Below are 12,130 nucleotides of genomic sequence, written 5' to 3' on the forward strand. Positions count from 1 at the left end.
ACCAGGTCGAGAACCTCTTCTCCAGCCTCAAAGATTGGGCTCGCATTGCTCTCCGGCGCGACAAGACCCGCCGCAGCTGGATGGGCTTCGCCCACCTCGCCGCCACGATGATCAACCTACGCATCGCAGAGTCCGGTCACAGACCCTAGGAGAATGACCCACCCTCTGATGGGCCGCACCCGGAGCCTTCAAACGCGGAACGGCGCGGCGGAAGTCCGCCGCGCCGTTCCAATTGGTGCACGCCGACCGCCCTCAGAACAGGCGGCGGTTCGGTGCGTAGGGAATGATGACCTCGTCCTTGGCCACGACATTCAGCAGGGCGCGAGCGCGCTCCTCCAGCATGTCCCGGTCCAGGTGCTCGGCGCGAAGGCCCGCGACCTTGCGCTCCATCGCATCCCGCTCTCCCTCGGCCTCCGCCAGCACGATGCGGGCGGCGGCGATCTCGGCATTACGGGCGTCACGCGCCAGCAACCCGCGCGTCCCATGCATCGCGTGATGCGCGAAGTATCCGCACAACGCAAAAAAGATAACTGGAAGCACCAAGGCTTGCGCCCTGCGCTTCACCCCCCTGAAAAAAGCCAACTGCCCCTCCCCCGAAGGACTTAGGCCGATCGGAATGATCCCCTGGCCAGGAGTAAAATCGCCGCCGCGCTGCGGCGCAAGGCGTTTCACTGCAGCGCAGCGGAAATAGCTGCGGACGTTGCACGCGCGCCGCGCTGGCGGCGCGCGCCAACCCCGTTCAGCGCCCGCGCGGCATTACCGTGCGGCCCGCATAGCGCGCCGCCGGGCCCAGGCCCTGCTCGATTCGGATCAGCTGGTTGTACTTCGCGAGCCGATCGGAGCGTGACAGCGAGCCCGTCTTGATCTGCCCGCAATTCGTCGCCACCGCGAGGTCGGCGATCGTCGCATCCTCCGATTCGCCGGAGCGATGCGACATCACCGCCTTGTACCCGGCGCGATGCGCCGTCTCGACCGCATCGAGAGTCTCGGTCAGCGTACCGATCTGGTTAACCTTCACCAGGATCGCGTTGCCGACACCCTTCTCAATGCCCTGGCGCAGGCGCTCGGGGTTGGTGACGAACAGGTCGTCGCCTACGAGATTCACCGTCTTGCCGAGGCGGTCCGTGAGGAGCTTCCAGCCCTCCCAGTCATCCTCCGAGCAGCCATCCTCGATGGAAACGATGGGATAGCGCGCGCAGAGATCGGCCAGGTAGCCCACCATCCCGGCAGCATCGAGCTTCTTGCCCTCGCCCTCCATGTCGTAGGTGCCGTTCTTGAAGAACTCGGTCGCGGCGCAGTCGAGTGCGAAGACCACATCCTCGCCCACGCGATGCCCGGCGGCTTCGCAGGCCTTGGCGATGAAGCCCAGTGCCTCGTCCGCGCTCTTGAGATTCGGGGCGAAGCCGCCCTCGTCGCCGACATTCGTCGCATGGCCGGCATCGTGAAGCGCGCGCTTCAGCGACTGGAAGATCTCGGAGCCGATCCGCACCGCATCCGCCATGGTACCGGCGGCCACCGGCATCACCATGAACTCCTGGATGTCGATGGGGTTATCGGCATGCTGGCCGCCGTTGATGATATTCATCATCGGCACCGGCAGGGTGCGGGCGAAGGTGCCGCCCACATAGCGATAGAGCGGCAGGCCGTAATGCTCGGCGGCGGCCTTCGCATTGGCCAGCGATACGGCGAGGATGGCATTCGCGCCGAGCCGGCCCTTGTTCGGGGTGCCGTCGAGCTCAATCATCGTCTCGTCGATCTTCACCTGCTCGGTGGCATCCATGCCGGAGAGCGCGTCGAAGATCTCGCCCTCGACATTCGCGACCGCCTTGCGGACGCCCTTGCCACCGTAGCGGGACTTGTCGCCGTCCCGCAGCTCCACCGCCTCATGCGCCCCGGTCGAGGCGCCGGAGGGGACGATGGCGCGGCCGATGGCGCCGCTGTCCAGCACCACCTCCACCTCCACCGTCGGGTTGCCGCGACTGTCCAGAACCTCGCGCGCGATGATGTCGGCGATGGCGCTCATATGTGCTGTCTCCCGGCCTTGCCCCGTGATCCCGGGACCGGATGCGGATAGGGCGCTGGCGGACGTCCGGCAAGGTCATGCGCCCTGCACGACGCCGTCAGGGGGCGGGCCCGGCGGCCTCCGCCGGCCACCATGGGATGCCCGGCCGCAGGACCAATCGCACGGATTGGGCGCGCTCCTCCGCGCGGAGAGGAATGGCCAGGCCGAGAGAGAGGGTCACCGGCTCATCCGGGAGAGGCCGGAGCGGAAGGACCAGCACCCCGCCCGGCATCGGATAGGCCCCGATGTCCAGCGTGCCCCGGGGCCAGGCCGGCCCGGTGGCAACGACCCGCCCCGCGGCCGCCGGAATGCCGTCCCACAGCCCCGCTGCCGTCAGAAGCGCGCCCTGCCCCGGAAGCGCGAGGCCGAAGGGGAGAGCCACCACCGCCTCACCGCTTGCCGCCCGCGACACCTCCACCGCCGTCGCCTCCATCGGCTCGAGCAACGCGCACCAGGGCAGCAGCAGCACGGCGGCCGCCAGCCCGGCGAGTGCGCGCCGCCGGTCCACGCCGCGCAAGACCAACCGAAGCCATCACAGCGCGTAGAAGGCGAGGATCAGATGCACCCATTTGAAATAATGGTGATTGAGGTACCGCCAGAGCGAGGTGGGATGAAGGTCCCAGAGGGCGAGGATGAGCGGCACCGCCGGCGTGGTAGACCAGGGCACGGCCCAGATGCTCACGGCGGCGCGTGAGGACATGGTGACGATCAGGAAGGCCAAGGCGCCCATGGCGGGCACCCAGGGCTCGTCGGGCGCGAGGCGGCGCGCGGTGGCGACGAGCAGGAACAGCGAGAGAAGCGCGCAGGCGAGATCGGCGATGACGAAAGGCTGCGCCGGCAGCAGTCCCACAAAGGGCGCGGCAAGCAGCTGATAGCCCGCAAGATAGTGGTGCAGCCCGGGTGTCAGGTCGCCCGCGGCCCAGGCATGCGCGGCAGTGAGATAGGCGCGCTGGTCGAAACCGGCCCACCAGCCCTCGAAATCCGGCCGTTTCCATGCATGCGCCGCCAGGTGCAACGCGATGTCGCCAGCGCTGCCAGCAGCACGGAAGCGCGGTTCCAGAAGTGCGGATCGAGCCACCAGACGCGGTGAACGGGATTCTCTCGCAAACCGAGCATCGGCGGCCGATAGCACGGTGCCTCCGGCCTGCCGAGATTTGCGCCGGAAAAGCCGGCAGCGAGACCCCTGCCCCGCCGCCAGCCGCCGCTCGATCAGGCCGCCAGCTTCGCCGCGATCTGCGCCACATGCGCGCCCTGGAAGCGCGCCCCGCCGAGATCGTCCTCAGTCGGCTTCAGGCTGCCGTCGCCGCCCGCGATGGTGCTGGCGCCATAGGGCGTGCCGCCCTGCACCTTGGTGACATCCGCCAGCGCCGCATAGGAATAGGGCAGCCCGACGATCACCATGCCGAAATGGTAGAGCACGTTGTTGGTCGCCAAAATTGTGCTCTCCTGCCCGCCATGCGGGCTGGCAGTGGAGGTGAAGACCGAACCCACCTTTCCCACCAGCGCATTGCGTGCCCAGAGCCCGCCCGTCTGATCCAGGAAGTTCTTCATCTGCGACGCCATGTTCCCGTAGCGGGTCGGCGTGCCGATGATGATGGCATCATAATCCGCGAGCTCGCTCACGACGGCGATCGGAGCCGCCTGATCCATCTTGTAGCCGGACCTCCGCGCGACCTCCTCCGGCACCAACTCCGGCACGCGCCTGATATCCACCGTCGTTCCAGCAACTGAGCGCGCGCCCTCGGCGACCGCACCAGCCATCGTCTTGATATGACCGTAGCTCGAATAGTAAAGGACCAGGACCTTTGCCATCGCCGTTCATCCTTGAATCTGCCGCCCGCCGGAATGGCGGCACGCAGCACCCCTGATACGAGTGCCGACAGGCAGACGGACAACGCTTGGACCAAATGACCGTCATTCACGTGGCACCGGTGACAATCGCGTCAAGCAGCGATTTGCCCGGGCGCCGCAGCGCTTCCCGGCCCCTTCCGGCGGATCAGGCGGCGGGCACGGCCTTCGCCAGCGCGTCGAAGTCCTTCAGCCGCGCGATCAGCGCCGGCATCTCGCGAATCGGGATCATGTTCGGCCCGTCGCTCGGGGCCTTGTCTGGATCGGGGTGGCATTCGATGAACACCATTGCCACGCCGACCGCCACGGCCGCGCGCGCCAGCACCGGCGCGAATTCACGCTGCCCGCCGCTGCTGCCGCCCAGCCCGCCGGGCTGCTGCACCGAATGCGTCGCGTCGAACACCACCGGATAGCCGGTGCGCGCCATGATCGGCAGGCCGCGCAGGTCCGAGACGAGGGTGTTGTAGCCGAAGGAGGTGCCGCGGTCGCAGAGCAGCACCTTCTCATTCCCGGTGGAGGCGATCTTGGCCGCCACGTTCACCATGTCCCACGGGGCCAGGAACTGCCCCTTCTTGACGTTGATGGCCTTGCCCGTGCGCCCGGCGGCAAGCAGCAGATCCGTCTGACGGCAGAGGAAGGCAGGGATCTGCAGGCAGTCCACCACTTCGCCCACGGGTGCGCATTGCCCGGCGTCATGCACGTCGGTCAGCACGGGAAGGCCGGTGCGCTCCCGCACCTCCGCCAGGATTGACAGCCCCTCATCCATGCCCACGCCGCGCGCGGCATTGGCGCTGGTGCGGTTCGCCTTGTCGTAGCTGGACTTGAAGACCATCCCGACGCCGGCCTCCTTCGCCATGGCGGCGATGGCGTCCGCGCATTCCAGCGCATGGGCGCGGGATTCGATCTGGCAGGGCCCGCAGATGAAGGCGAGCGGCAGGTCGTTGCCGACCTCCAGCCCACCGATGGAAACGCGGGTCATGCCAACTTCCTCAAACCAAACGGGCCTGGCGCACGGCGGCGCCGATGAAGCCGGCGAAGATCGGATGCGGCTCGAAGGGCTTGGACTTCAGTTCCGGATGGTACTGCACGCCCAGGAACCAGGGATGGTCCGGCCGCTCCACGATCTCCGGCAGCACGCCATCCGGCGACATGCCGGAGAAGCGCAACCCGGTCTCCTCCAGCTTCTCGCGGTAGTTCACGTTCACCTCGTAGCGGTGGCGGTGCCGCTCGCTGATCTCGGCCTTGCCGCCATAGATCGAGCGCACCAGCGAGTCCTCGGCGAGCAGCGAGGGATAGGAACCGAGCCGCATCGTGCCGCCCAGGTCGCCGCCCTCCTCGCGCTTCTCCACCTGGTTGCCGCGCTTCCACTCCGTCAGCAGGCCGACGACCGGATCTTCGCAGGGACCGAACTCGGTCGAGGACGCACCGGGCAACCCCGCCTGGTTCCGCGCCGCCTCCACCACCGCCATCTGCATGCCGAAGCAGATGCCGAGGAAGGGCACGTTGCGCTCGCGCGCGAATTGCACCGCGCGGATCTTGCCCTCGCTCCCGCGCTCGCCGAAGCCACCGGGCACGAGGATGCCATGCACCCCCTCCAGCCGCTTGATGGCGCCGTCGCTCTCGAAGATGGAGCTGTCCACCCAGTCCAGCCTGACCTTCACGTTATGCGCGATGCCGCCATGGGTCAGCGCCTCGCCCAGCGACTTGTAGGCATCGAGCAGTGACATGTACTTGCCGACGACGGCGATGGTCACCTCGCCCTCCGGCTGCTGCAGCGATTGCAGGATCTTGTGCCACCGCGAGAGGTCGGGCTCGCCATAGACGGACATGTCGAAGTGCCGCAGCACCTCACGGTCCAGGCCTTCCGCATGATATTGCAGCGGCACGGCATAGATGGAGGAGGCGTCGAGCGCGGGAATGACGCTCTCCGGCCGCACGTTGCAGAAACTGGCGATCTTGCGCCGCTCGTTCTCCGGAATCGGCCGGTCACTGCGGCAGAGCAGGACCTGCGGCTGGATGCCGAGGCCAAGCAGCTCCTTCACGCTGTGCTGGGTCGGCTTCGTCTTCAGCTCGCCGGCCGAGGCGATCCAGGGCACCAGGGTCAGGTGCACGAAGATGCTGCGGCGGGGCCCCAGCTCATTCGCCAGCTGCCGCATGGCCTCGAGGAAGGGGAGGCTCTCGATGTCGCCCACCGTCCCGCCGACCTCGACGATGACGAAGTCGTATTCCTCGACCCCGGCGGTGATGCCTTCCTTGATGGCATCCGTGATGTGCGGGATCACCTGGACGGTGCCCCCCAGATATTCGCCGCGCCGCTCCTTGGCGATCACGTCGGAATAGATGCGCCCCGTGGTCCAGGCATCGGACTGGTTGGCATGCACCCCGGTGAAGCGCTCGTAATGCCCGAGGTCGAGGTCAGTCTCGGCCCCGTCATCGGTCACGAAGACCTCGCCATGCTGGTACGGGCTCATCGTGCCCGGATCGACATTGAGATAGGGGTCGAGCTTCCTGAGCCGGACCTTATGGCCGCGCGCCTGCAGGAGCGCCGCAAGGGATGCGGCGGCAATGCCTTTTCCAAGGGAAGAGACCACGCCGCCGGTGATGAATACGTACCGCGTCATGGGAGACCCTTATAGCGAACGAGGACGCGCCGCGGCCAGGGGCCATGGGGCCCCGCCGACGCAATGAAGCCATGCGCGTCGCCTGGTTGAAGGGCGCCGCTGCAGGAACAGCGGGTTAGTTGGTCGGAACGCTCGGCACCGGCGGCAGCGCGGGCGCGGCCGGGGCGGCGGGCGCGGCGGCCGGAGGCGGCGAATCGAAGAGGGAGCGCTGCCGCCCCGTTCCCTGGTTCAGCAGCCCGAGGGCGAGCGCCAACACCATGAACAGGGTCGCCAACACACCCGTCGCGCGGGTGAGCAGGTTGGCCGTGCCCCGCCCGGACATGAAGTTGCCCATTCCCTGCGAGGAGCCGATGCCCAGACCGCCGCCCTCGCTGCGCTGCAGCAGCACCACTCCGATCAGGGCGGCGGCGACGAAGAAGTGCAGGACGAGGAGAACGGTGGTCATGATTCCCGGCTTCTAGCGCCCTCGCAGCCCGCCCGCTACCCCAACCGTTCCGGCCGGCATCCTCTCGCACGGATTGCGGGCACGGGCCCGGCCGGATGCGCCGGCCCGCCATGCAGGGGCGACCTTCCTTGCAGGAACCCGCCCCGGAGCTGACTGCCTCAGCCTGCCGGAACGGCGGAGCCGATCGCCAGGAAGTCCGCCGCCTTCAGGCTCGCGCCCCCCACCAGCGCCCCGTCCACATGGGGCAGGGCCAGGATGGCGGCGGCGTTGGAAGGCTTCACGGAGCCGCCGTAGAGGAGGCGAGTGGTCGCGCCGGCCCCAGGGAAGCGGGATGCCACCTCGGCCCGCATCCGGCCGTGCATGGCGCCGATGTCGGCCTCGGTCGGCGTCCGGCCAGTGCCGATGGCCCAAACGGGCTCATAGGCCACCACCCCCTTGGCCCCGGCGAAATCCGGCGGCAGCGAGCCGGCGATCTGCGCCGCGACCACCGATTCGGCCTCCCCGGCGTCGCGCTGCGCTTCAGTCTCGCCAACGCAGACGATAGGGATCAGCCCGGCCGCGATGGCCGCGCGCGCCTTGGTCTGGACCAGCGCATCCGTCTCGCCATGATCCGCCCGGCGCTCCGAATGGCCGAGGATCACATAGCCGCAGCCGGCATCGGCCAGCATGGCGGCGGATACGTCCCCGGTATGGGCCCCGTTCTCCTCGGCCGAGCAATCCTGCCCGCCCAGCGCCACCGGCTTCCAGCCCATGGAGGCCGCCGCGACATGCAGGTGCAGGAAGGGCGGGCAGATCAGCAGGTCGGCATTCGGCACCGTGTCCAGCCCGGCACGCACGCCCTCGGCCAGGGCGGCGGCCTCGCGTAGCGTGCCGTTCATCTTCCAGTTGCCGGCGATGAGGGGGCGGACTCCGGGGGTCATGGGCTCTCCTGGGGTGGCGGCGCGTCATCAGCCGCGTATCGGGCGGCCGGATGTTTGGCAACGGGCCCGGGGTGCGCTACGGGCTGCCCTCCCCGCCTTCCCGTCAGGGCCACAGATATATGATCACCGCGTTCCGCCGCCTCGCCGGCACCTGGTTCGCCAAGGGCCTGTTCGTCCTCCTGGTGCTGTCCTTCGCGATCTGGGGGATCGAGGACGTGATCCGGAACTTCGGCCGGGACAATGCCGTGGCCCGTGTCGGCGGGGAGCCGATCGAACTGACAGAGGCGCAGAACGCCGCCCGGCGGGAGACACAGCGCCTGCAGCGCCAGCTCGGCCCGCGCTTCGAGCCGAACGACCAGTTCCGCAACGCCGTGGCCCGGCAGGCGGTCGACAGCCTCATCGCCGCCCGCGCCCAGAGCCAGGAGGCGCGCCGCCTGGGCGTCGCCGTCTCCACGGAAGCGGTACGCGCCTACACCTTCGCCATTCCATCCTTCCAGGGTGCGGATGGTCGCTTCAACCCGCTGATCCTCAACCAGTTCCTGCGCCAGAACGACCTGACGGAGGCCGATTTCACCCGCGTCGTGGTGGCCGATCTGGAGCGCCAGCAGGTGGTAGGCGCCGTTCGCGCCGGGGCCCGTGCGCCGGAGACGCTCACCCGCCAGCTGCTCGCCTATGCCGGCGAGCGCCGCGTCGCCGAGGTCGCGGAATTCTCCCTGCTGAGCGCCCCCGAGGTGCCCGACCCCACCGAGGCGCAGCTCACCCGCTTCCATGAGAACAACCCCGCCCAGTTCTCCGCCCCGGAATACCGCGAGGTTGCGCTCGCCATGCTCTCGGCCGAGACGCTGCTGCCGCGCGTCACCGTCACCGATGCCGAGATCGATGCCGGGCTGGAGGCGCAGCGGGAGCGCAGCGGCACGCCGGAGCGCCGCACCATCGAGCAGGCACTGGTCAATTCGAAGGAGACCGCCGAGGCAATTCGCGCCGCCTGGGCCGGCGGCGCCGACCTTGCCACGATCCGCACCCAGGCCGAGGCCGCCGGCGGCACGGCCCTGGAGATGGGCCAGATCTCCCGCGGCGAAATGCCGGTGGAGACCATCGCCAACGCCGTTTTCGCCCTACCCCAGGGCGGCGTGACCGACCCGATCCAGAGCCCCTTCGGCTGGCATGTGATGAAGGTCACCGCCATCCAAACGGCCGCCGAGAAGCCGATCGAGGAGTTGCGCGCCGAGACGCGCCAAGCCCTCGCCCAGGAAAAGGCCGCCGACCTTTCCTTTGAGGAGGCGAACAAGCTGGAGGACGCGCTGGCCGGCGGCGCCACGGTTGAGGAGGTCGCGCAGCGCTTCGGCCTCACCCCGCTCCGCGTGACCATCGATCGCAATGGCAATGGCCAGGACGGCCAGCGGGTGGAGCTGCCCGGCGGCCCCGCCGCCCGCGCCGCTGTGCTGGAGGCGATCTTCGCCAACCCGGCCGGCGGCGGCCCTCGCGTGGCCGAGGCCGGTGGAGGCTTCCTGGCGCTGGACGTGCCGAACGCCATTCCCGCCACGCTGCGCCCCTTCGCCAGCGTGGAGAATGAGGTGCGCCGCGCCTGGATGCTCGATGCCCGCCGCCGCGTGCAAGAGGAGCGGGCCGCCGCCCTGCTCGCGGCCGCCCAGGGCGGGAAGGACTTCGCCGAGGCTGCCCGCGAGGCAGGGGCGGAGCCGGTCCGCATGGGCCCCTCCCTCCGCGATCCGCAGCAGGCCACCCCCGGTGGCATCCCGCGCGAGCTTCTGCCTGGCCTCTTCGCCGCCAAGGTCGGCGAGGTGACGATGGCCCAGACCTCGGACGGCTTCGCGGTCGCTCGTCTCGCCGAGATCATTCCCGCCGATGTGGCTGCCGACGCCGCCGGCCTCGCCCGGGTGAAGACCGAGGTGGAGCAGAGCATGCAGGACGACCTGGAGGCCCAGTTCGCCGCCGCGTTGCGGGCGCGCGCCGACGTCACCATCAATCAGTCGATGATGGATCAGGTGGCCGCGCGATGACCGTCCCCGACAGCTACGCTGCCTTCGCCGCCGCCCATGGTGCCGGGCGCGGCCAGGTGGTGTTCCGCGAGCGCGTCGCGGATCTCGACACGCCGGTGGGCGCCTTCCTCAAGCTGGCCGAGGGGCGCCCCAACACCTTCCTGCTGGAAAGCGTCGAGGGCGGGCAGAGCCGCGGCCGCTACTCCATGATCGGCCTTGCGCCGGACCTGATCTGGCGCTGCCGCGAGGGCCGCGCCGAGATCAACCGCCACGCCCTCTCCGCCCCGCATGCCTTCGTGCCCGAGGCCGCGCCCCCGCTCGAGAGCCTGCGCACCCTGATCCAGTCCTGCCGCTTCGAGCTGCCGCAGGGTCTGCCGCCCTGCGCCGCGGGGCTGTTCGGCTATCTCGGCTACGACATGGTGCGGCACATGGAGCGCTTGCCCGCCACCACGCCGGATGTGCTCGGCGTGCCGGAGGCGCTGCTGGGCCGCCCCACGCTGATCGCCGTCTTCGACCATGTGCGCGACATCCTGACCCTTTGCGCACCGGTCTACGCCGATCGCGGCGAAAGCGCGCGCGAGGCCTACGCAGCCGCCCAGGCGCGGTTGGACGAGGCCGAGGGCGCGCTGGACCGCCCGGTGCCGCGCCCTGCCCCCCCGGCGGCCCTGCCCGCCCCCGGAACGCCAACCTCCGACTTCACCAAGGAAAGCTTCATCGCGGCGGTGGAGCGCGGCAAGGCGTATATCTCCGCCGGCGACGTCTTCCAGGTCGTGCTCAGCCAGCGCTTTCAGCAGGGTTTCGCCCTGCCGCCCTTCGCCCTCTACCGTGCGCTGCGGCGGCTGAATCCCGCGCCTTTCCTCTTCCATTTCGATTTCGGCGGCTTCGCGGCCGTCGGCGCAAGCCCGGAGATTCTGGTCCGGCTGCGAGACGGCACCGTCACCGTCCGCCCCCTTGCCGGCACCCGCCGCCGCGGCCTGACGCCGGAGGAAGATCTGGCCCTGGAGAAGGAGCTGCTCTCCGACCCGAAGGAGCGGGCCGAGCACCTGATGCTGCTCGACCTCGGCCGCAACGATGTGGGGCGGGTGTCGGAGATCGGCACCGTCCGCGTCACCGCCCAGTTCGGCATCGAGCGCTACAGCCAAGTCATGCATATCGGCAGCGAGGTGCAGGGCAAGCTGCGTCCCGGCCTCTCGGCGCTCGATGCGCTGGTCGCGGGCTTCCCCGCCGGTACTCTCTCCGGCGCACCCAAGGTCCGCGCCATGGAGATCATCGAGGAGACGGAGCCCTCCCGCCGCGGCGTCTATGCCGGCTGCTTCGGCTATTTCGGCGCCGATGGCGGCATGGATACCTGCATCGGGCTCCGCATGGCGCTGGTGAAGGATGGCGTCATGTCCGTCCAGGCCGGGGCCGGGGTAGTGGCCGACAGCGACCCCGAGGCGGAATACGAGGAAACCCGCCAGAAGGCCCGCGCCCTGTTCCGCGCGGCGGAGGAGGCGATCCGCTTCGCAGCCGCTGCCCCCCGGCGCGAGCCGGGTTGAGGCCGGTTCGGGCCCAGCCATGCGGCGGCCCGGCTTGACCCGGAAGTGGGGCTGGGCCGAAGTGACGGGGCCATGATCCTTCTCATCGACAACTACGACAGCTTCACCTTCAACCTCGTCCATTTCCTCGGGGAACTGGGCGCGGAGGTCGCTGTCTGGCGCAACGATGCACTGTCGGTCGAGCAGGCCCTGGAGATGAACCCGCGCGCCATCGTGCTCTCCCCCGGCCCCTGCACGCCCAATGAGGCGGGGATCTGCCTGGACCTGATCGGCGCCGCCTCGAAGAAGGGCGTGCCGCTCTTCGGCGTGTGCCTGGGCCACCAGGCGATCGGCCAGGCCTTCGGCGGCACCGTGGTGCGCGCCCCGCAGCCCGTGCACGGCAAGGTGCATGACATCCATCACGGCGCGACCGACGTCTTCGCCGGCCTTCCGACCCCCTTCCGCGCCACGCGCTACCACTCCCTCGTCGTGCGGCGGGACGACCTGCCGGAGCAGCTTTCCGTGACCGCTGAGACGGCGGACGGACTCGTCATGGGCCTCGCCCACCGGGACCTGCCGGTCTGGGGCGTGCAGTTCCACCCGGAGAGCATCGCCTCCACCCATGGCCATGACATGCTGGCCAATGTCATGCGGATGGCCGGGATCAACCTGCCGCCGCGCCCCGAGATCCACGGCCAGACCCTGGTCCGGGCTGCCTGA

At 69.4% G+C, this 12,130-nt stretch carries 12 protein-coding genes; 3 read left to right on the forward strand and 9 right to left on the reverse strand.

Annotation, left to right across the window (positions count from 1 at the left end; translation table 11 throughout):
* Window positions 1-252: 252 nt before the first annotated feature.
* The 9 genes from GSE44_RS08485 to tpiA form a co-directional block, all read right to left on the reverse strand.
* Window positions 253-672, reverse strand: coding sequence for an FtsB family cell division protein (locus GSE44_RS08485; protein ID WP_328799061.1), 420 nt, complete (start codon window positions 670-672; stop codon window positions 253-255).
* Window positions 673-739: 67 nt separating this feature from the next.
* A complete protein-coding gene (eno, locus tag GSE44_RS08490; protein ID WP_159348371.1) occupies window positions 740-2,023 on the reverse strand; it encodes a phosphopyruvate hydratase in 1,284 nt (427 codons plus the stop codon).
* Window positions 2,024-2,120: 97 nt separating this feature from the next.
* Window positions 2,121-2,585 carry a hypothetical protein gene (locus GSE44_RS08495; protein ID WP_235924644.1) on the reverse strand — a complete coding sequence of 155 codons (465 nt, stop codon included), beginning with the start codon at window positions 2,583-2,585 and terminating at the stop codon, window positions 2,121-2,123.
* 9 nt (window positions 2,586-2,594) lie between these two features.
* Window positions 2,595-3,140, reverse strand: a complete 546-nt coding sequence (locus GSE44_RS08500; RefSeq protein ID WP_159348373.1) for a hypothetical protein — start codon at window positions 3,138-3,140, stop codon at window positions 2,595-2,597.
* A 131-nt stretch (window positions 3,141-3,271) separates the two neighbouring features.
* Window positions 3,272-3,874, reverse strand: coding sequence for an NAD(P)H:quinone oxidoreductase (wrbA, locus tag GSE44_RS08505; RefSeq protein ID WP_159348374.1), 603 nt, complete (start codon window positions 3,872-3,874; stop codon window positions 3,272-3,274).
* Window positions 3,875-4,058: 184 nt separating this feature from the next.
* Window positions 4,059-4,889, reverse strand: coding sequence for a 3-deoxy-8-phosphooctulonate synthase (kdsA, locus tag GSE44_RS08510; protein WP_159348375.1), 831 nt, complete (start codon window positions 4,887-4,889; stop codon window positions 4,059-4,061).
* Between the two features lie 10 nt (window positions 4,890-4,899).
* Window positions 4,900-6,531: a CTP synthase gene (locus GSE44_RS08515; RefSeq protein WP_159348376.1), complete on the reverse strand. Its 1,632-nt coding sequence runs from the start codon at window positions 6,529-6,531 to the stop codon at window positions 4,900-4,902.
* Between the two features lie 115 nt (window positions 6,532-6,646).
* On the reverse strand, window positions 6,647-6,976 hold the full coding sequence (secG, locus tag GSE44_RS08520; protein WP_159348377.1) for a preprotein translocase subunit SecG: 330 nt from the start codon (window positions 6,974-6,976) through the stop codon (window positions 6,647-6,649).
* A gap of 158 nt (window positions 6,977-7,134) precedes the next feature.
* On the reverse strand, window positions 7,135-7,896 hold the full coding sequence (gene tpiA / locus GSE44_RS08525) for a triose-phosphate isomerase (RefSeq protein ID WP_159348378.1): 762 nt from the start codon (window positions 7,894-7,896) through the stop codon (window positions 7,135-7,137).
* Window positions 7,897-8,015: 119 nt separating this feature from the next.
* Here tpiA and GSE44_RS08530 point away from each other — a divergent pair, with 119 nt between their 5' ends.
* The 3 genes from GSE44_RS08530 to GSE44_RS08540 all read left to right on the forward strand — a co-directional run bounded on the left by GSE44_RS08530 (window position 8,016) and on the right by GSE44_RS08540 (window position 12,130).
* On the forward strand, window positions 8,016-9,914 hold the full coding sequence (locus GSE44_RS08530; protein ID WP_159348379.1) for a peptidylprolyl isomerase: 1,899 nt from the start codon (window positions 8,016-8,018) through the stop codon (window positions 9,912-9,914).
* The gene (trpE, locus tag GSE44_RS08535; RefSeq protein ID WP_159348380.1) at window positions 9,911-11,431 is read left to right on the forward strand and encodes an anthranilate synthase component I; all 1,521 of its coding nucleotides are present in this window, start codon (window positions 9,911-9,913) and stop codon (window positions 11,429-11,431) included. Before GSE44_RS08530 ends, trpE begins: the two co-directional genes overlap by 4 nt.
* A gap of 72 nt (window positions 11,432-11,503) precedes the next feature.
* Window positions 11,504-12,130, forward strand: a complete 627-nt coding sequence (locus GSE44_RS08540; RefSeq protein WP_159348381.1) for an anthranilate synthase component II — start codon at window positions 11,504-11,506, stop codon at window positions 12,128-12,130.

Source organism: Muricoccus harenae (genome assembly GCF_009848505.1).
Lineage (GTDB): Bacteria > Pseudomonadota > Alphaproteobacteria > Acetobacterales > Acetobacteraceae > Roseomonas > Roseomonas harenae.

Excerpts from the sequence above, each read along its gene's own strand:
- eno (WP_159348371.1), bottom strand. The coding sequence starts at position 2,023 with ATGAGCGCCATCGCCGACATCATCGCGCGCGAGGTTCTGGACAGTCGC.
- wrbA (WP_159348374.1), bottom strand. The coding sequence starts at position 3,874 with ATGGCAAAGGTCCTGGTCCTTTACTATTCGAGCTACGGTCATATCAAG.
- kdsA (WP_159348375.1), bottom strand. The coding sequence starts at position 4,889 with ATGACCCGCGTTTCCATCGGTGGGCTGGAGGTCGGCAACGACCTGCCG.
- GSE44_RS08515 (WP_159348376.1), bottom strand. The coding sequence starts at position 6,531 with ATGACGCGGTACGTATTCATCACCGGCGGCGTGGTCTCTTCCCTTGGA.
- secG (WP_159348377.1), bottom strand. The coding sequence starts at position 6,976 with ATGACCACCGTTCTCCTCGTCCTGCACTTCTTCGTCGCCGCCGCCCTG.
- tpiA (WP_159348378.1), bottom strand. The coding sequence starts at position 7,896 with ATGACCCCCGGAGTCCGCCCCCTCATCGCCGGCAACTGGAAGATGAAC.
- GSE44_RS08530 (WP_159348379.1), top strand. The coding sequence starts at position 8,016 with ATGATCACCGCGTTCCGCCGCCTCGCCGGCACCTGGTTCGCCAAGGGC.
- trpE (WP_159348380.1), top strand. The coding sequence starts at position 9,911 with ATGACCGTCCCCGACAGCTACGCTGCCTTCGCCGCCGCCCATGGTGCC.
- GSE44_RS08540 (WP_159348381.1), top strand. The coding sequence starts at position 11,504 with ATGATCCTTCTCATCGACAACTACGACAGCTTCACCTTCAACCTCGTC.